The sequence below is a fragment of the Streptomyces sp. NPDC002643 genome (assembly GCF_053592555.1).
Genome location: NZ_JBSFVY010000001.1, coordinates 154,220 through 172,907 on the forward strand (window position 1 = coordinate 154,220; position 18,688 = coordinate 172,907).

An 18,688-nucleotide genomic window follows, 5' to 3' on the forward strand; every position below is an offset into this window, starting at 1 on the left:
GTCACGGGACGAGCTGGAGCAGACGGTTCGGGGAGCCGGTGCCCGGGCTGGTGACCTTGCCGGTGACCGCGCCGGCGGTCAGCGCCGAGGCGACCTGGGCCGGGGTGGCCGAGGTGTGACCGGCCAGGTAGACGGCCGCGGCGCCCGCGACATGCGGGGTGGCCATCGAGGTGCCCGAGATGGTGTTGGTCGCGGTGTCGCTGGTGTACCAGCCGGCCGTGATCGAGGAGCCCGGCGCGAAGATGTCCAGAATGGAGCCGTAGTTCGAGTAGCTGGCCCTGGCGTCCGCGCTGGTGGTCGCGCCGACCGTGATCGCCGAGGCGACCCGGGCCGGGGAGTACGAGGAGGCGTTGGCGCTGCTGTTGCCGGCCGCGACCGCGTAGGTCACCCCGCTGGCTATGGAGTTCGCCACGGCCGTGTCGAGGGCGGTGGAGGCGCCGCCGCCGAGGGACATGTTGGCGACCGAGGGGCCGCTGTGGTTGGCCGTCACCCAGTCGATGCCCGCGACGACACCGGCGGTGGTGCCCGAGCCGGAGTTGTTCAGCACACGGACGGCGACGATCTTGGCCGACTTGGCGATGCCGTAGGTCGAGCCGGCGATGGTGGACGCCACATGCGTGCCGTGGCCGTTGCCGTCCTGCGCCACGGTGTCGCCGTCGACGGCGTCGTAGCCGTTGACCGCCCGGCCGCCGAACTGGGAGTGCGAGATGCGCACACCGGTGTCGATGACGTACGCGGTGACGCCGCTGCCCGCAGTGTCGGGGTATGTGTAGGTGCCGGAGAGCGGCAGGGACGCCTGGTCGGAGCGGTCGAGGCCCCACGGGGCGTTGGTCTGGGTCGCGTCGGCGGTGAACACCTGGTTCTGCTCGACGGAGGCGACCGCCGGGTCGGCGGCCAGTCTCCTCGCCTCGGCGGCGGAGAGCTCGGCGGAGTAGCCGTTGAGCGCGGACTTGAACGTCCGCTTCACCGTGCCGCCGTACTCCGTGATCAGGCCCTTGCCCTCGCTCGACGCGGCCTTGAGACCGGCGGTCTTCTTGAGCGTGACGATGTAGCTGTCCTTGATCGCGGTGGGGGAGTCGGCCGCGAGTACCTTGCCCTCGGCCGGGGCGGCCTGGGCGGGGAGCGCGGTGAGACCGCCGAGCAGGGCGGCCGTCGCGACGGTGGTGACGGCGGCGGCGCGGATCTTCTTGCTACGCAGGTGTGCCATTACGAGGGAGTCCTCCTCATTGGCGGCGCGCGCCCGGGTGGGGGCGCGCGTCTGTGGGGGGTGTGTGCGGGATCGCACTCACAACCGGGAGCGTCGCGTTCCGCTCACGGCTGTACAGCAGACTGAGCGAACTCCCCTGGTAGCTCAAGAGAGTTGAGGGGTTGTCATGTTTATGTCACACGCCTGAAATCGAACGCGGGGTGAACGCGGTGGGTACGTTCGCGTGCGGACGGGAAAGTATTGACATGGACACTTCCGATCAACACGCGTAGTTGCTACGACAGTCGAGGCAGAGATCCTGCTAAAGGGAGGTTCCATGAGACGTTCCCGACTTGCGGTATTCGCGACCTCACTCCTCCTCGCCGCCTGCGCCGCCCTCACCGGGGCCACGCAGGCGCAGGCGTCCGAACGGGCGGCTCCGACCGGCTATGTCGCCCTGGGCGACTCCTACTCCTCCGGTGTCGGCGCCGGCGGCTACCTCTCCTCCAGCGGCACCTGCAAGCGCTCCACCAAGGCGTATCCCTACCTCTGGGCCGCCGCCAACTCCCCGTCGTCCTTCGACTTCACCGCCTGCTCGGGCGCCCGAACGGGTGATGTTCTCGCCAACCAGCTCGGCCCGCTCGGCTCGAACACCGGTCTGGTCTCCCTCACCATCGGGGGCAACGACGCCGGCTTCGGCGATGTCATGAGCACCTGCGTCCTGCAGTCCGACAGCGCCTGTGTCTCCCGCATCAACACCGCCAAGGCGTACGTCGACTCGACGCTGCCCGGCCAACTCGACACCGTCTACTCGACGATCAGCTCCAGGGCCCCCGCCGCCCATGTGGTCGTCCTCGGCTACCCGCGCTTCTACAAACTCGGCGGCATCTGCGCCGGGCTGTCCCAGACCAAGCGGTCCGCGATCAACAACGCGGCCGACTACCTCAATACCGCCATCGCCAAGCGGGCCGCCGACCACGGCTTCACCTTCGCCGATGTCGTCCCCGCCTTCACCGGGCACGAACTGTGCTCGGGCAGCGCCTGGCTGCACGGCCTCAACCTGCTCGACATCGGCGAGTCGTACCACCCGAAGGCCGCCGGGCAGTCGGGCGGCTATCTGCCGGTGCTCAGGAACGCGGCCTGAGCACCGGGGACGCTGAGTCCTGGTCCTAGTCCTCGATCTCGCTCTCGTAGTCGGGGTTCTCGGGGTTCTCGGGGTTCTCGGAGTCCGAGGGGGAGGTCCCGCCCGTGGTCGGGGCCTCCCCCTCGCAGGTCACCGAGAACGGCACGGAGTTGGACGTGACGTCCACCGGGCCCCGGACCTCGACGCTGATCTCGTCCTCGTACGTCCCCGACGACTGCTCGGTGGTGACGACCACCCGGTCCTGCTCGGTCTGCCCCGAGCCCGCCGGGAACGACAGCGTCTTCCATGTCTCGTCCGAGCCCTGACCGCTCTTCGTCACCCAGCGGTACGACACCTCCACGGGCACGCTGCCCACGGTGAACGTCGCCGTGAACGTCGCCGTGAACGCCGGCCCGTCCTCACGCGAGGGCGGACAGGCCCCGGCGTAGTCGGTGTTGGCGCCGGTGACCGTCACCCGCACCGACTGCTCGGGCGGCTTGCTCGTGGCGCCGCCGTCGTCGCCCGGCGAACCATTCGCACCGGGCGTGTCCGGCGACCCGTTGCCGGTGCCATCGGCGTTCCCGCTGCCCGTACCGCCGTCGCCGTCACCGCCGCCCGAACTCCCGTTCTCCGTACCGCCGTCGGCGCCGCCGACCGTGCCCGAGCTGTTGGTGGGGTTGTTGCCGTCTCCGCCGTTGTTGACCAGGGCGTACGTCAGGCCCGCGATGGCGAAGGCGATCGCCGCGATACCGGCGATCAGGAAGACCAACGCACGGCGGTTGCGGTCCGGTTCCCCAGCGGGGACGGCCGAGGGCTGCGTCGAGGCGGCGGCCGGGGCCGCGTACGGGGCGGGCGGCGGCCCGAACCGGTGCGAGCCCCGGGGCGGCATCGGGTCCGGCGTGGGAGCCGGCGTGGGGTGCGTGGCCACCGTCGGGGTGTACGGCGCCGAGGGTGCCGTGTCCGCGCGTACGGTGCCGCCCGCCCCGATGACCCGCAGATCCCGCTCGGCCCGCTCGGCGGAGATCCGCTCGGCCGGGTCCTTGCGCAACAGCCCCTCGATCACCGGGGCCAGCGGGCCCGCCCGGCGCGGCGCCGGAAGCTCCTCGTCCACGACCGCGCGCAGGGTGCTCAGCGGAGTGTTCTGCCGGAAGGGGGAGTTGCCCTCGACCGCCGCGTACAGCAGCACCCCGAGCGACCACAGATCCGACTCGGGGCCGAAGGCGCGGCCGAGCGCCCGCTCCGGGGCCAGGAACTCCGGGGAGCCGATGACCTCGCCGGTCATGGTCAGCGCGGAGCTGCCCTCCACCGAGGCGATCCCGAAGTCGGTGAGCACGACCCGGCCGTCGTTCGACATCAGCACGTTGGCCGGTTTCACATCCCGGTGCAGCACCCCCGCCCCGTGCGCGGCCCGCAGCGCGGCCAGCACCTCGGCGCCGATCTGCGCGCTCCGCTGCGGGCTGAGCGGACCCTCGGCGTCCAGCAGGTCGGCCAGCGACAGACCGCGCACCAGCTCCATCACGATCCAGGGGCGGCCGTCCTCCATGGCCACGTCGTACACCGTGACGACATTGCGGTTGGCGACCCGGGCCGCGGCCCATGCCTCCCGCTCCAGCCGGGCGTACATCCGCTCCACGTCGGACGACGCGATCCCGGCGGGCGCCCGCACCTCCTTGACGGCGACCTCACGGTGCAGCACCTCGTCGCGGGCCCGCCACACCGTGCCCATGCCGCCCTCGCCCAGCGGGGTCAGCAGGCGGTAGCGGCCCGCGATCACACGTTCACTGCCCGGTTCTTCGGACACGGGTCGCCCCCCGTCTCGCGCATCCGCCTGAAATCTCCACTCCGTGCGAATTCTTCCCAAAAGTAGCTCAGCCGATCGCGGACGCGACCCCCCTGAGGACCAAACCGGCCCCCAGCGCGACGACCAGCGACGCCGACGCCAACGGCACGGTCCTACGGGCCAGTGCCGCCGTCGGCCCCGCCAGCCGGCCCTGGCCCCTGTCCAGCACCCGGGTCACCCAGCCGCCCGCCTTCACCACGGCATATCCGGCCGCCGTCAGCGTCAGCGCCAGGCCCACGCCGTACGCGACGACGAGCAGCAGACCGAACCACGCCTTCCCCATCGCCGCCGCGCCCACGAGCACGACCACGGCGGAGGGGCTGGGCACCATGCCGCCCGCGAAACCGAGCAGGATCGTGCCGCGCAGGGTGGGCGCGGTGGGGTGGGTGTGGGTGAAGCCGCCGTGGGTGTGGGTGATGCCACCACCGAAGAGGGACTTCTTGGCGGAGGGGGCGTGGGAGTGGGAGTGGCTGTGGTCGTGGGTGTGGCCGGCGTCGTGGTCATGGGTGTGGTCGTGCGCGTGTGTGTGCCCCTTGGCGGCCTTGGCGGGGGCGTCCTCATGCGTGTGGGTTTCGCCGGGTGTGTGGGCGTGCGCCTGTGTGCCGGTGTGCGCCTGGGCGTTGGCCAGGACGAGTTCACGCTTGGGCTCGGGAGCATGGGAGTGCGTGTGCCCGTCCGCATGACCGTGCTCGTGGTGGTGGTGCTCGTGGCCGTGGCCGTGGCCGTGGCCGTGGCTGTGCTCGTGGTCGTGGTCGTGGTCGTGCGAATGGTCATGGCCACGCTCCTGCATCAGCGCGAGCTTGCGGTTCAGCCAGGCCTTGCGGGCCAGGGTCACGCCCGCCGCCAGGACGAAGAGGCCGCTGGCGATGCCGAGCCAGGTGATGACCGCCGGGGCGGCGGCCGAGCCGGCCAGGACCAGCAGGCCGAGGGCGATCACACCCAGGGTGTGGGTGACGGTCACCGACGCGGCCATGGGGAGCACGTCCCGCATCCGCGCCCGGTCGCGGGCGGCGGCGGTCGCGGCCATCAGGGTCTTGCCGTGGCCCGGGCCGAGGGCGTGCATGGCGCCCAGGAACATGGCGATACCGAAGGCGAGCACGCCGAAGCCGACGGTGAGGTCGCGGCTGGAGACCAGGTCGTCCAGCGCCCGTGTCCAGCGGTCCGCGCCCCGGGGCAGGATGCCGGCGCCGGGCGCGTCGCTCTCTTCGTCCGCCAACGCGGGCCCGCCCGGCCGGACTTGGAGGGAGGCCGACGCCGTGTCCTCCGGCGACTGGAGCAACTCCTCGGGGTAGTCGGTCAGTTGCCTCGACACCGACTCCTCGGGTACGTCCGACCCGGTGAGCGTCATCCGGTCGCCCCGCGCGGTGACCTCGCGCCAGCCGGGCCCGGAGTCCACGGCGGCGTGGAAGCGTACGTCGGCCGCCCGGTCCGGCAGCGGGGCCGTCATCCGGCACTCCACGCGCAGGGTCTTCAGCCCCGCCTGCCCCGGCCGCTTCTCCGCGCGGCTGGAGGTGAGCGCGATCTCGACGGTACGTCCGTCGACGGTGACCTCGGTGTCGGCGGCGGCCGTCTCGCACCGCTCCCGCGCCCAGCCGTCCCTGCCCTGACGCTCGATGGCGGGGCCCGCCTGGGTCGCCGGGATCTCCGCGAGGTCCTCGACGTGGAACATCTTCAGCTGGTCGGGGGCGGCGACGAGGCCGTCGTACCGGTTGACGGTGAAGTTGCCGAGCGGGTGCGCGCTCGCGGTCCCGGTGGGGACGAGGACGAGGGTGCAGGCGGCCGTGAAGACCGCCGCGCAGGAGGCGAACAGGCGCCGACGGGACGTCACTTGGCCTCCAGAGACTTGAGAGTCGTACGGGCGTTCGCGGCCCCGAGCGGGGAGAAGCCGGGGTTCAGGTCGAGCGCCTTCTTCAGCGAGGTCTCGGCGGCCTTCTCGTCGCCGGTGGCGTGCTCGACCATGCCCTGGTGGTAGAGGAAGGCCGCGTCCTGGTAGCCGGTGGCCGTGGCGCGGCGGGCGTACGGCAGGGCCTCCTCGTCGCGGCCGTTGACGTGCAGGGCCCAGGCGAGGGCGTCCGCCGTGTGGACCGTCTCGCGGCGCTTCCACTCGTCCTCGGCCGCCTTCAGCGCGGCCTTCCTGTCGCCGTGGTCGGCGGCGGCCATCGCGGTGTCGAGGTCGGCGTTGACGCCGTTGGCGCGGGCGATGTCGGTCCAGGCGTTGACCAGCGCGTACTGTTCGCCGGCCGCCGTCTTGTCGCCCTTCGCCTCGTACAGCTCGCCGAGCGCCACCAGCGGGCCCGGCAGCGGATACGCGGCCACGACCTGCTCCAGGCCCTTGATCGCCTCGGCGGTGTCACCGCTCGCCGCCAGGGCGCGGGCGCGGCCCTCCTGCGCGGGCAGGTAGGTGTCGTCGGCGCCGAGCGCGCGGGCGTAGTGGTCGAGGGCGGTCTTGAAGTCGCCCTGCCTGAAGGCGAGTTGGCCGAGCTGGGTGGCCACGTAGGCGATGTCGCCGCGCGTGGCCGCCGACTTGAGCGCTTGCTCCAGGACCCGGCGGGCGGTCTTCACATCGCCGCGCAGCTCGTACACGTAGGCGTAGCGGGTGAAGACGGGGATGCCGGGGCGGCGGGTGTCGGCGAGCTGGGCCGCCTTCAACGCGTCGTCGTAGCGGCCGAGTTCGACGAGGGCGTCGATACGGGAGCACAGCGCGCGTTCGCTGTACGGGTTCTGTTCGAGCGCCTGGTCCGCGTACCGCAGGGCGTCCTTGAACTCGTGCCGGGCGGCGGCGAGTGCGGCGAGGCCCGCGAGCGCCGGGTCGTTGTCGGGCCGTAGCTCCAGTGAGCGTTCCAGTGCCTTCTCGGCCTGCGGGTAGCGGGAGGAGTCACCGGAGGTGCGGGCCTGCTCGACATAGGCGAGTCCCAGCGTCGACCAGGAGCCGAAGTCCTTGGGCTGTTCCTTGAGGTGGGCCTGCAGCGCCTTGACGGTGGTGTCCAGATCCCCGCCGGCGAGTTGTGCGGCCGAGACCCCGGGGGAGGTGGAGACGGCCATGGTCGCCGGGTCGTCGTCCTGGGAGCCGAGCGCGATCGCGAACCCGGTGAAGGCCACGGCCAGCGCCGCCGCACACGCGGTGAGCCGCAACAGCCGCCGCTGAACCGACTCGGAAGCACGGCCGGGCGCGGCTTCGGGCGAAGACCCGGGGCAGGCCCCGGCCCTGGACTCAACCGTGCCCTGCCCGGATTCGGCGACCACCTCGGCCCCGGCACCGGCCTCGGCCCCGGCCTTGACCCCGGCACCGGTACTGGTACTGGTACTGGCACCGGCACTGGCCCCGGCTTCGGTCACCTCGGGTCCGTCGACATCGGTGGCAGCCCCTTGGGGAGGTCGGCTCTCCGGCGCGCTCTCGTTCGTACGCGGGGACATGCCTTCTCCTCAAGTCGCTCGCACAGCACCGGGGTTGTGATGGGATGTGAGGCGCGGCCCGCGCCGTGGGGGATGGATACGAGCGGGCCGCGCCCGTCTGTGTGGACCGGGCCCCATGGGGACGGGCCCGGTCCGTCGGGCCTCACAGGCCGGGTTCGGCCTAGTAGTACGGCCGGTTGATCCGGCGGCGCCACCACATCAGACCCGTGCCGAGCAGCAGGACACCGGCGGCTCCGGCGCCCGCCGAGGCGGCGATCAGCGTGGTGTCGTCCATCCCGGACTCGGTGACACCGGTACCGAGGGCGCTGCGCACGTTGTTCGTGGTGTTGCCCTTGACGGTCTTGCCCCGCGAACCGGCGGTCGGCAGACCCACGTACGGGAACTTCTTGCCGAACTTCTTGTCGTTCTTGTCGACCGCGTCGCCCAGGTCGTTCTTGGCCCCGACCAGCTCGCCCTCGACGACCTGGAGCGCGATGTCGATCACGTCGTCGGTGAGGCGGCGGCCGTTCGGGAAGCCCTGGTTGTCACCGTCGAGGACACCGAGCCGCTTGGGCTTCTTGGTCGGCTCGATGGAGGTGTTGAGCCTCAGCTGCTCGGACGGGGTCACGTGCGGCGGCTGGTTGAGGCCCTCGACGCCCTTGAGGAAGACGTCGACGAGGTCGTTGCGCGGGGTGTCCGGCGCGGGGATCTTGTAGATCGCCTCGATCAGCTTGGGCAGCTCGGGCTCGGTGACGTTGTTGAGGAACTGGGCGTCGTCGACGGGCGAGGACGCGTTGAAGGTGTCCTTGTCCTTGATCGGGTTGACGACCTCGTTCACCAGCGGCATACCGAGACGCGAGACCTGGTGGAACTTGCCGCCCGCGCCCTTGCGCTGGGTCGTCGACCAGATGCCGACGATCGGCTGGTCCTTGGACTCGACGATGGCCTCGCTCGGCACCTGCAGGGCGATCGAGTTGACGTTGTACTGCTTGAGGGTGTCCCGGCCGACCTCGGAGAGGTCACCGCCGTACAGCAGGTCGAAGACGCGCAGGTCCAGGAAGAACGGGTCGTCGGCCTGGCCGGCGAACGTCGTCACGCCGCTCGCGGTCTCGTACACGGCCTCGTCGCGCAGCTTCTTGAAGTTCGGCATGGACGCCTTGCCGACGTTGGAGGGGGCCACCCACACGTCGTCGGCGAGCTTCGTCTTCGACACCGCGCTGCGGTTCTTCAGCTTGATCAGCTCGATGTCGTACGTCTGCGTGATGTTGAGGTCGGGGTCGTCGAGGCTCTCCACGACGCCCGTGTTGTAGAGGAACGTCTTGTCGTTCTTCGTCTTCGTCTCGAACGTGTAGCGGAAGATGAGGTCTTCCTGCGCGTCGCCGTCCTGGTCGAGCCGGATGTCGTACTGGGCGTCCTCGGCGAACGTGAAGAAGTTCGGGCCGCCCGCGGGCTCCTCCATCGGAATCCAGTTGGCCACGATCGTCGTCGTGTCCGGCTTGTCCGGGCTGACGAACGCGTACACGTCGGTGTTGTCGAACTGGGGCTGCCCCGAGATCAGCGGGGCCTCGCGGTGGCTGGAGGCGGAGGCCGCCCCCGGTTCCAGCGCGGTCACGCCGGCGGCTGCGAGCCCTCCGGCGGCCAGCGAACCACAGATGAGGGTCGCGATGCTCCTGCGCCCCGCGCCGCTCCTGGAAGTAGGTGTCATGCCGTCCGTCCTCTGTCCCAACTTGCCTGACGAACGCCATTCGGAGCGATCGGCAGGGTGGATTGGTCGAATCCCAAACGTTCTTACGGAGCGTTTGGAGGGTTGTTTCAGTGGAGACCGCGATTCGTTGATCGAATTCCTGAGCGAGGCCCCGCCGCCGAGTCCCTGAGGAGCCCCTGAGGGCCCGGTGAGCGTCCGATTCGGGCCTGTTGTGGGCCGGTTGTGCGTCTGATGCGAGATCGATGCCATCCGACCGAGGCGGATTCATCGACGGACGACCCGCGTTTTGGGCAGGCTGATCCGTAACCCCATCCGGAGGTGGGTTCGTTGCGAATGCCTTACGCGCGGGGATGGCCGTGCTCAGCGGGAGGCGAGGGAGCGAGAGTGGACGCGGACAAACTTCTGGTCCATGTGGCCGGGGGTGACCAGCGGGCGTTCGAGGAACTGTACGCACTGGTGTCCGGCCCCGTGTTCGGGCTGGTGCGCCGAGTCGTACGGGACCCCGCCCAGTCGGAGGAGGTGGCCCAGGAAGTGCTGCTCGAACTCTGGCGTTCCGCGGGCCGCTTCGACCCGAACCGGGGCAGCGCCCTGTCCTGGATACTCACCCTCGCCCACCGGCGCGCGGTCGACCGGGTGCGCAGCGCCCGCGCCGCCACCGAACGCGAACAGCGCGAGGGCTACAAGGCCCACCACCCCGCGTTCGACCAGGTCGCCGAGGAGGTCGAGGCCGGACTCGAACGCCAGTGGGTGCGCCACTGCCTGGAGAAGCTCACCACCCTCCAGAGGGAGTCCGTCACCCTCGCCTACTACGACGGCTACACCTACCGAGAAGTGGCCGAGCGGCTCTCCTTACCGCTCGGCACGGTCAAGACCCGTATGCGCGACGGACTCACACGGCTGCGCGAATGTCTGGGAGGAGTCGCATGAACGTCGCGCAGACCGGCCACGGGCGAGGGGGCGCCCGATGAGTCTGTTCCGTCGTGAGGACCCGCACTCGCTCGCCGCCCCCTACGCCCTCGACGCCCTGGAGGGCGACGAGCGACGCCGGTTCGAGAAGCATCTGGAGCGCTGCGACCGCTGTCCGGCCGAGGTGCGCGCCCTCTCCGAGGACGCCGTGCGCCTCGCCTGGTCCACGGCCGCCCCGGCGCCGGCCGCGATGCGCGACCGGGTCTTCGCCGCCGTACGCAACATCCCCCAGGAGAGCCAGAACTGGGACGTCCAGCGGGCGCGGGCCCCGCATCTGCCCGCCCATGTGTGGGGGACGCAGCCGCCGCCGAGGGCACGCACCCGTGCGCCCCGTATGCGCTCTTTGTTCGCCCCGCTGGCCACCGCGACGGCCGCCGCCGCGCTCGTCGTGGCCTCCCTCTTCGCCGTACAGGCCGATCGGACACAGGATCAGCTCAACGCCGAGCGCGCGCAGTCACGTGAGATCGCCCACGTTCTCAGCGCGCCGGACGCCGAGGCGACCGCCGAGCGGGACTCCCGGGGCAATGGAATCGGAGTGATCGCTTCCGCGGAGGAGGGGAGCGCGATCGTGACCCTCAGCGGATTCGAGGACCTCCCGAACGGCCGGGTGCATCAGCTCTGGCTCATGCGCCCCGACGTGCAACCGCGCTCCCTCGGTCTGTTCGACGGCGACACGCCCTTGGTCACGAGCGGATTGAACGACGATGCGACATCACTCGCCGTGACGGTCGAACCCGACGGGGGATCACCACAGCCCACCAGCCAGCCAGTTGTCCAACTCGCCCTGGAATCGGTCGGATTCGGAGAGTAATCAACAACCCTGTTACAGGGAAGGGATATACCGAGAGCGGGATACACGAGTGCTCCAACGGGGCGATATGGTTACGCTGCCCGGGCCGGGTGGACTCGTACGGGTGGGGAGTGACATGGAACAGATAACAGTGCGCAGGGCGCGAGTCCCTGCGATCACCTGCGGGAGCCAGGCGACCAGTTCGCGCCTCGACCGCCATCTCTCGGTGCTGAGCGGCCCCGCCGTGCCGCAGCGCGAGACGGCCGAGGCCACCTCGCTGATGCGCGAGATAACGGCGCGCTCCCCGCACGAGCGTCGCGGCGGCAAGGACACGCGCGTCGGCCGGGTCTCGCTGTTCGCACCACTGAAGCGTCTGCGCCGCTCGCTCTTCGGCAGTCGCTAGACCAGGGCCCCACAGGCTTTACAGCAGCAAGCACAAGGCTTTACAGCAGGAAGCCCGCGCTCAGGCGATCACACCGCCCCGGCGCCACGCCGCGACCCCGCAGGCCGTCATCCCCAGCGGCCACGGTCGCGACCCGGTGCGCTCCCCGAGCGCGGGCACCCACCCCCCTCCTCGCTCCCCCCTCCGGACGCCCACACCCCCGTCGCGGGCACCCGAACCCCGACTCGGCCCGTCAGCCCGCGCCGCGCGCGTACCGCCGTACGGCCAGCGGCAGGAACACCGCGATCAGCAGCGCGCACCACGCCAGCGAGCCCGCGACCGGATGCGTTACCGGCCAGGCCGCGTCCTGGGGCACCGGCGCGTTGCCGAAGAGATCACGCAACGCGGTCGTCACCGCGCTGATCGGATTCCACTCGGCCACCGTGCGCAGCCAGCCGGGCAGCCCGTCCGTCGGGATGTACGCGTTCGACAACAGCGGCAGCAGAAACGTCGCACCGCCCAACTGACCGGCCGCCTCCTCGTTCCGGGTGAGCATCCCGAGGAACATCCCGACGCACACGCACGCGAAGCGGAACAGCAGCAACAGCTCGAACGCGCCCACCGCGCCGAGCGCGCTCCCCTCGATCCGCCAGCCCACCGCGAGCCCGACCAGCAGGAACGGCACCGTCCCGGCCGCCGTGACCACCACATCCGCCAGCGCCTGCCCCAGCGGCACCGCCGCCCGGCTCATCGGCAGCGAACGGAACCGGTCCATCACACCCCGATGCGTGTCCTGCGCCGCCTGGAACATCCCCGTCATCACGCCACCGGCGGCCGTCGCCACCAGCAACCCGGGCACCAGGAACGACCGATACGCCTCCCCCGGCACAGCCAGCGCGCTGCCGAACACATACCCGAAGAACAGCAGCATCGAGATCGGCATGGTCTGGGAGAGGATCACCAGCCCCGGATTGTTCCGCGCCCGCCGCAACTGCCGGCCGAGCATCGCCGAACCGTCGTAGGCCAGGTCGAACGCCTTCCCCGTCGCGGTGGCGGTGGCGGTCGTCGTCGCCGCGCTCATGCCGCACGCTCCTCGGCGGCGGGGGAGCCCGCGACACGGGCAGGGGCGCCCGCTGTAGTGCCGGAGTCCGGACCCGCCGTCAGCCGCAGGAACACATCGTCCAGCGTCGGAGGCCGCAGGCTCGCGTCGAGCAACGGCACACCCGCCACGTCGAGTTCGCGGACCAGTCGGGGCAGGGTGAGCGTCGGATCGACGGCCACCGCGCCCACCGCATGCCGCTCATGGTCGAACGAGGGCTCCGCACCCGTGAGCTGATCGAGTACCCCGGCCGCCCTCGTCATCGCGTCCGCGTGCGCGACGACGACCTCCGCGTACGCCCCGACGAGGGCCTTCAGCTGCGGCGGCGAACCACTGTGCGCGACCTGCCCCCGGTCCACCAGCACGATGTGATCGGCCAGTTGATCGGCCTCCTCCAGATACTGCGTCGTCAACAGCACCGTCGTCCCCTCCCTCTTCAGCGCCCGTACGGCGTCCCAGATCTGATTGCGGCTCACCGGGTCCAGTCCGGTCGTCGGCTCGTCGAGGAACAGCACCGCCGGACGCCGGATGAGACTCGCCGCCAGGTCGAGACGGCGGCGCATCCCGCCCGAGTACGTGGAGACCGCGCGGTCGGCGGCCTCGGTCAGCCCGAAGCGGCCCAGCAGGTCGGCCGCGCGGGCCGCCGAGTCCCGGACCCGGTGCAGCCGGGCGAACAGCCGCAGGTTCTCCCGGCCCGTGAGGTCGCCGTCGACGGACGCGTACTGCCCCGTCACCCCGATCACGCGTCGCACGGCGCCCGGCTCCCGCACCAGGTCGTGCCCCGCGATCCGCGCCGACCCGGCGTCCGGCCGCAGCAGTGTCGCCAGCAGCCGTACGGCCGTCGTCTTGCCCGCCCCGTTCGGCCCGAGCATCCCGACGACCGTGCCCTCCGCGACGGCCAGATCCAGCCCGCGTACGGCGTGGACCTCCCCGAATCGCTTCTCCAGACCCTCACTAAGTACAGCGTACGTAGTAGTCATGGGTCGACCATAGCGCATTACGTACGGTGTACGTAACTAGGATGGTGGCCGAGGTGATGATCGATGGCGGGCCGACCGGCCGTACCCCAAGTGATCTGGGCGCGTCCCGAGCGCACCGGACGCGGGCCTCGGCCCGCGTTCAGCCGCGCGGACATCGCGGCGGCGGCGGCGCGACTCGCCGACGAGGGCGGCCTGGACGCCGTGTCCATGCGCCATGTGGCCGCCGAACTCGGGTGCGGGACCATGTCGCTCTACAACTACGTACCGCGCAAGGAAGACCTGTACGAGCTGATGTTCGACGCGGTCAGCGGTGAGCAGGAGTACTGGGAGCCCACCGGGGATTGGCGGGCCGATCTGCGGCGGGTGGCCCACCAGACGCGGGCCCTGCTGAGGCGGCACCCCTGGTTGATCCGGCTGATGTCACCGGTGTACGGGTTCAGCCCCAACGCCCTGCGGTTTCTGGAGCACTGCATGGTCTGCATGGACCCGCTGGAGGTGTCGTACGGGACGAAGATGCAGTTGCTGGGGATGTTGAACGGGTGTGTGACCACGTACGTCGCGAATGAGTTGTCGACCGCCGAGCGGGTGCGGTCGTTGCCTTGGTCGGCGGATGAGGAGAACGCGGTGCGCTCCGCTTATTTGGCGGGGCAGGTCGCGTCCGGTGAGTATCCGAGGCTGGCGGCGGCGTTTGCTGAGGATTCGGGGCCGATTGATCTTGAGGTTGCCTTTGAGTGGATGGTGGGGAGGGTGATTGATTCGTTCTCGCCGTAGGGGTGACTTCTTGAGGGGCGGCTGCGGGTTCGTTGCGGCTGGTCGCGCAGTTCCTCGCGCCCCTGAAAGCCTGCAGCGCAGCCCTCTCAGAGAAGTGCGAACTGGCCCTCCGGGCCCTCCTCGTGGTGGTTCAGGACTGAGGCCGGTTTGCGGGACGTGTTCGGTACGGGGAGGACGCCGGCCTGGTGCAGGTCGGCTGTCGTGATGTCGTTCCCCACCTTCAACTCCACCTGTGCCGGGCCCAGTTCGGCCAGCAACGCCAGGACCGTGATCAGCTCCAGCAGCTCCGACGTCCAGGCCTGCGGCCATGTCGACGGGCACATCGCCTCCAGCGTGCCCGGTTCACCCTGTGTCGTCGTCCTTCTCTCGAACCACGCCTCCAGGACCCTGACACCTCCCACGTGGACGTCCCATGCCTCCGCGGGGACGGGGGAGATGCGGCCCTCGTCGATCAGGAGGCATTCCTCCTCGCGGTCGTAGTGGAGTTCCGTGGGGTGGGGTGGGAGCGGGGCGCGGACGTACGGGCGGCGGCCGCCCGGGAGTTTGGGGCGGTCGCCGTGGCGGCGGTGCAGCCAGAGGAGGCGGTGGCCCAGTTCTACGCCATCGGACCAGAGTTCGGGGTTCTCGGTGAGGGGGACGGTCAGGGTGGGGCGGATCGTGGCCAGGGTCCAGGCCAGGACGTCCGGTGGGGTGACGGGCAGGCCGAGGCGGGTGCTCAGGTGGTCGAGCAGGCCCGGTGCGAGGTTGGGTTCGGTGGCGTCCGGGCGGCGGTACAGGGGGCGTACCCGGCCGGGGCGCAGGAGGGGGAAGCGGGACGTGGCGAGCAGGTGGGGGCCGTCGTCCTGCGGGGCTGTCGCCGTCTCGACCACGAAGATCTGGTGCTCGTCCGCCACTCGCCACAGCTCGGGGCGGGCGGAGTCGATCAGGCGGTGGTCGGGGATGAGCCACTGTTCGTCGAAGGGGGCGGCGAGGACGCGTACGGGCTCGGGGCAGGGTCCCGACTCGTGGGAGAGACGGCCGGTGCCGCTGGAGTGACCCGGCAGTTGGCCGACCGCCGAGCGAAGGGTGCGGGCGCGGGTCGGCTCGAACAGGCTTTCGCGGTCCGGGCCCTCGGCCTTGATCAGGGCGTCCCAGCGGGCCTTCAGGGATGCCGCGTCGGGGGCCGTCGGCCACCCCCGGCCCAGCCGTGGCGGTGCGACGGACCACGGCATGAGGTCCGCGAGCGGCGGAGCGTCGTCGTGCGTCACGCTGGGCATCGTACGACCTCGTCAGTTCGCATCCAGCGTGACCGTGAACGAGAAGCGGTCGCCGCGGTAGTGGATGACCGCGACGTCCAGGACGCGGCCGTCCTCGGCGTACGTCACGCCCGTGTAGTGCAGGATCGGGCTGAGGAGGGGGACGCGGAGCAGCCGGGCCGTCTCGGGGTCGGCGAGGCGGGCCTCCACCGTGTCGGTGATCCGGCTGATGGCCACGCCGACCACGTCCCGCAGCACCTTGGTCATCGGCCAGCGGAGCAGATCCTCCCGGTCGATGCGTGCGGCCAGGTCGGGGCGCACGTAGTTGCGGGCGTGGTTGGTGGGCTCACCGGTGCGCTCGTCGCCGCGCAGGCGGTGGTAGGTGGCCACCTCCGTCAAGTCGGGGAAGTAGTCGGAGAGTTCACCCGTGAGGGGGGTGCTGCCCTGCTCCAGCAGCTCGGTCGTCATACCGGACTGCTGGGCCACGATCGCGTCCACCGAACCGAGCAGCCGTACCGGGGAGGTGCGACGCGCGTCCGGCTCGATGAACGTGCCCCGCCTGCGGTGCCGGCTGATCAGACCCTCGTCCTCCAGCTCCTTCAGCGCCTGCCGCATGGTCAGCACGCTCACCCCGTAGTGCCCGGCCAACTGCTCCTCGGTCGGCAGTCGCAGCGGGTCCCGTGGCGACCGGCCCAGTATCGAGGCGCGCAGGGACTGCGAGACCTGATACCAGAGCGGCAGCTTGCGGTTCAGGACGATCGAGTCGGGGGCGAAGGAGGTCACCGCTCTATCCGTACCCGGCGGCATGCTCTCAGTGCAACGGGGCGTCGAAGTGACGGCGCAGGCCCGACCATACGTCGTCGTACCCCCGTTGCAGGTGATCGGCGTGCGCCGCCTGCTCGGTCAGGACCACCGGCCACCTGGTCTCGAACATGAACGCGAGCCCGTCGTCCATCCGTTGGGGCCTCAGCTCGGCCGCGCTCGCCCTGTCGAACGTCTCCCGGTCCGGGCCGTGCGCCGACATCATGGTGTGCAGCGAGCCCCCGCCCGGCACGAAGCCCCCCTCTCCGGAGGCCTTCGCGTCGTACGCGCCCTCGATGAGCCCCATGTACTCGCTCATCACATTCCGGTGGAAGTACGGCGGCCGGAATGTGTCCTCGCCCACCAGCCAGCGCGGCGCGAACACCACGAAGTCCACCCCGGCCAGGCCCGGAGTGTCCGACGGAGACGTCAGCACCGTGAAGATCGACGGGTCCGGATGGTCGTACGAGATCGTGCCGATGACATTGAAACGGCGCAGGTCGTAGACGTACGGGGTGTGGTTGCCGTGCCAGGCGACGACGTCGAGGGGGGAGTGGTCGTATATGGCGGTCCAGAGGTTGCCGCAGAACTTGTTGACGACCTCGACGGGGCCCTCCACGTCCTCGTACGCGGCCATGGGCGCTTGGAAGTCGCGGGGGTTCGCCAGGCCGTTGGCGCCGATGGGGCCCAGGTCGGGGAGGCGGAAGGGGGCACCGTAGTTCTCGCAGACATAGCCGCGGGCGAACGGGCTCCGCTCGCCGTTCGGCGCCGTGTCCAGAAGCTCGACCCGGAAGCGGACGCCCCGGGGGATCAGGGCGACCTCGCCGGGCTCCGCGCGGAGCCGTCCGAACTCCGTGTGCAGGAGGAGACCGCCTCGCTCGGGCACGATCAGCAACTCGCCGTCGGCGTCGCTGAAGACACGCTTCATGTCGGTGTCCGCGTGGTAGAGGTGCACGGCCATACCGGTGCGCCGGGTGACATCGCCGTTGCCGCCGAGGGTCCACAGACCGCTCAGGAAGTCGGTGCCCTCGGCGGGCTCCGGGAGGGGGTTCCAGCGGAGGCGGTTGGGGTCGGGGACCGTCTCGGTGAAGGGGGCCGCGCGCAGGGTGCCGTTGTCCGTGCGGGTGAAGGCGGGGTGCGCGGCCGAGGGGCGGATGCGATACAGCCACGAGCGGCGGTTGTGCGCCCTCGGCTCGGTGAACGCGGTGCCGCTGAGCTGCTCCGCGTACAGGCCCAGCGGGGCGCGCTGCGGTGAGTTCCGGCCGAGCGGCAGGGCGCCGGGGAGCGCCTCCGAGGCATGTTCGTTGCCGAAACCGGAGAGGTACGACAGCCCCTCGGCCGTCTTCCGCGCGTCCTCGCCCATGCCTGGTCCCTCGCAGTCCCTTGCCGGCCTCATTCCTATGCTTCACCGTAGGATTCGAGAGGGGTGGGTGCAAGAGGGCAACCCGGTGCCCGGAGATCGACGGATCGGGTGCCATCGGGGGGTGGGGAGAACCAGATCCGGAGCGCATCCGTCTTGTCAGTGCGGTGCCCTACTCTCCCGGCAGGCCATGGATGCGCACATGTCCGTGGTCCGCCGTGTTCGACCCCTGAGCGGGAGAGACGGCACCGGCCGTACACATGAACGGAAGGCTCATCGGCCCTCGGCGGAAAGGCATGCATGAAGCCCGTGTCCCAGGCGACCTCCCTGCGCCGCGCCCCCGTGCAGCGACGCAGTGCCGAACGACTGACCAGAATCCTCGACGCCTGCGCCGACCTCCTCGACGAGGTGGGCTATGACGCGCTGAGCACCCGCGCGGTGGCGCTGCGCGCCGGGGTGCCCATCGGCTCCGTCTACCGCTTCTTCGGCAACAAACGCGCGATGGCCGACGCCCTCGCCGAACGCAACCTCGACCGGTTCACCGAGCGGGTCGGCGAGCGCCTCCGGCACTCCGGGGGCGGGGACTGGCGTACCGCGATGGATGCCGTCCTGGATGAGTACCTCGACATGAAGCGCAACACTCCTGGCTTCGCCCTCGTCGACTTCGGCAACCAGATTCCTGTCGGGGGGCGGCGGCAGGAGCCGAACCACCGGGTCGCGGACCGGCTCTCGGACCTGCTGTCCGCGTATATCGAACGGGCGCCCGGCGAGGACCTTCGCCGGACCTTTCTTATCGCCGTCGAGACCGCTGACACCCTTGTTCATCTGGCCTTTCGGGTATCTCCGGAGGGAGATCCTCGGATCATCGAGGAGATGAGGGAGTTGTTGAGGGCTTATTTGGCACGGGTGCTGGATTGAAGGGCTGGGGTTCGGTCTCGCCGTTGGGGGTTTTGCGGGTGCGGGTGCGGGTGCGGGTGCGTTGTGGCTGGTCGCGCCCACGCGGCGGAGCCGCAAATCGACACAGCCCCGCGCCCCTATCGGGCGCTGCCCATCCCCC

16 protein-coding genes are annotated in these 18,688 nt (G+C 70.6%); 6 read left to right on the forward strand and 10 right to left on the reverse strand.

The features are described 5' to 3' along the window. Window position 1 precedes the first annotated feature (1 nt). A complete protein-coding gene (locus tag ACWD4G_RS00680; RefSeq protein ID WP_451289866.1) occupies window positions 2–1,207 on the reverse strand; it encodes a S8 family peptidase in 1,206 nt (401 codons plus the stop codon). Window positions 1,208–1,523: 316 nt separating this feature from the next. On the opposite strand from ACWD4G_RS00680, the gene ACWD4G_RS00685 reads away from it, so the two are divergent. Next, window positions 1,524–2,330: an SGNH/GDSL hydrolase family protein gene (locus ACWD4G_RS00685; RefSeq protein ID WP_451289867.1), complete on the forward strand. Its 807-nt coding sequence runs from the start codon at window positions 1,524–1,526 to the stop codon at window positions 2,328–2,330. A 25-nt stretch (window positions 2,331–2,355) separates the two neighbouring features. On the opposite strand, the gene ACWD4G_RS00690 is transcribed toward ACWD4G_RS00685, so the two are convergent. The 4 genes from ACWD4G_RS00690 to ACWD4G_RS00705 all read right to left on the reverse strand — a co-directional run bounded on the left by ACWD4G_RS00690 (window position 2,356) and on the right by ACWD4G_RS00705 (window position 9,247). Beyond that, window positions 2,356–4,110, reverse strand: coding sequence for a serine/threonine-protein kinase (locus tag ACWD4G_RS00690; protein WP_451289868.1), 1,755 nt, complete (start codon window positions 4,108–4,110; stop codon window positions 2,356–2,358). Window positions 4,111–4,177: 67 nt separating this feature from the next. Then, window positions 4,178–5,977, reverse strand: coding sequence for a HoxN/HupN/NixA family nickel/cobalt transporter (locus tag ACWD4G_RS00695; RefSeq protein WP_451289869.1), 1,800 nt, complete (start codon window positions 5,975–5,977; stop codon window positions 4,178–4,180). After that, window positions 5,974–7,563 (reverse strand): tetratricopeptide repeat protein, encoded by a 1,590-nt coding sequence (locus tag ACWD4G_RS00700; protein ID WP_451289870.1) that lies wholly within the window; start codon window positions 7,561–7,563, stop codon window positions 5,974–5,976. Before ACWD4G_RS00700 ends, ACWD4G_RS00695 begins: the two co-directional genes overlap by 4 nt. A gap of 160 nt (window positions 7,564–7,723) precedes the next feature. Continuing rightward, window positions 7,724–9,247 (reverse strand): DUF4331 domain-containing protein, encoded by a 1,524-nt coding sequence (locus ACWD4G_RS00705; RefSeq protein WP_451289871.1) that lies wholly within the window; start codon window positions 9,245–9,247, stop codon window positions 7,724–7,726. 384 nt (window positions 9,248–9,631) lie between these two features. On the opposite strand from ACWD4G_RS00705, the gene ACWD4G_RS00710 reads away from it, so the two are divergent. The 3 genes from ACWD4G_RS00710 (at window position 9,632) to ACWD4G_RS00720 (ending at window position 11,406) form a co-directional block, all read left to right on the forward strand. Next, window positions 9,632–10,174: a sigma-70 family RNA polymerase sigma factor gene (locus tag ACWD4G_RS00710; RefSeq protein WP_451289872.1), complete on the forward strand. Its 543-nt coding sequence runs from the start codon at window positions 9,632–9,634 to the stop codon at window positions 10,172–10,174. A gap of 37 nt (window positions 10,175–10,211) precedes the next feature. Next, entirely contained in the window at window positions 10,212–11,024 is an 813-nt protein-coding gene (locus tag ACWD4G_RS00715; RefSeq protein WP_451289873.1) for an anti-sigma factor, read from the forward strand. A 115-nt stretch (window positions 11,025–11,139) separates the two neighbouring features. Beyond that, entirely contained in the window at window positions 11,140–11,406 is a 267-nt protein-coding gene (locus tag ACWD4G_RS00720; protein ID WP_451289875.1) for a hypothetical protein, read from the forward strand. 232 nt (window positions 11,407–11,638) lie between these two features. Here the strand turns inward: ACWD4G_RS00720 and ACWD4G_RS00725 are convergent, their stop codons facing one another. After that, complete coding sequence (locus tag ACWD4G_RS00725; RefSeq protein WP_451289877.1) at window positions 11,639–12,466, reverse strand: ABC transporter permease; 828 nt, start codon at window positions 12,464–12,466, stop codon at window positions 11,639–11,641. After that, window positions 12,463–13,464 (reverse strand): ATP-binding cassette domain-containing protein, encoded by a 1,002-nt coding sequence (locus tag ACWD4G_RS00730; protein WP_451289878.1) that lies wholly within the window; start codon window positions 13,462–13,464, stop codon window positions 12,463–12,465. The genes ACWD4G_RS00725 and ACWD4G_RS00730 overlap by 4 nt, the downstream gene beginning before the upstream one ends. A gap of 63 nt (window positions 13,465–13,527) precedes the next feature. Here ACWD4G_RS00730 and ACWD4G_RS00735 point away from each other — a divergent pair, with 63 nt between their 5' ends. Further along, window positions 13,528–14,235, forward strand: a complete 708-nt coding sequence (locus tag ACWD4G_RS00735) for a TetR/AcrR family transcriptional regulator (RefSeq protein ID WP_451289879.1) — start codon at window positions 13,528–13,530, stop codon at window positions 14,233–14,235. Between the two features lie 86 nt (window positions 14,236–14,321). On the opposite strand, the gene ACWD4G_RS00740 is transcribed toward ACWD4G_RS00735, so the two are convergent. From ACWD4G_RS00740 to hmgA, 3 genes are read right to left on the reverse strand one after another with little or no spacing between them, the layout of a single operon-like run. Continuing rightward, complete coding sequence (locus ACWD4G_RS00740) at window positions 14,322–15,491, reverse strand: type ISP restriction/modification enzyme (protein ID WP_451289881.1); 1,170 nt, start codon at window positions 15,489–15,491, stop codon at window positions 14,322–14,324. Window positions 15,492–15,503: 12 nt separating this feature from the next. Further along, window positions 15,504–16,253, reverse strand: coding sequence for a GntR family transcriptional regulator (locus ACWD4G_RS00745; RefSeq protein WP_451289883.1), 750 nt, complete (start codon window positions 16,251–16,253; stop codon window positions 15,504–15,506). Window positions 16,254–16,281: 28 nt separating this feature from the next. Beyond that, on the reverse strand, window positions 16,282–17,634 hold the full coding sequence (hmgA, locus tag ACWD4G_RS00750; protein ID WP_451289885.1) for a homogentisate 1,2-dioxygenase: 1,353 nt from the start codon (window positions 17,632–17,634) through the stop codon (window positions 16,282–16,284). Between the two features lie 297 nt (window positions 17,635–17,931). On the opposite strand from hmgA, the gene ACWD4G_RS00755 reads away from it, so the two are divergent. Further along, entirely contained in the window at window positions 17,932–18,549 is a 618-nt protein-coding gene (locus ACWD4G_RS00755; protein WP_451289886.1) for a TetR family transcriptional regulator, read from the forward strand. Window positions 18,550–18,688 lie beyond the last annotated feature (139 nt).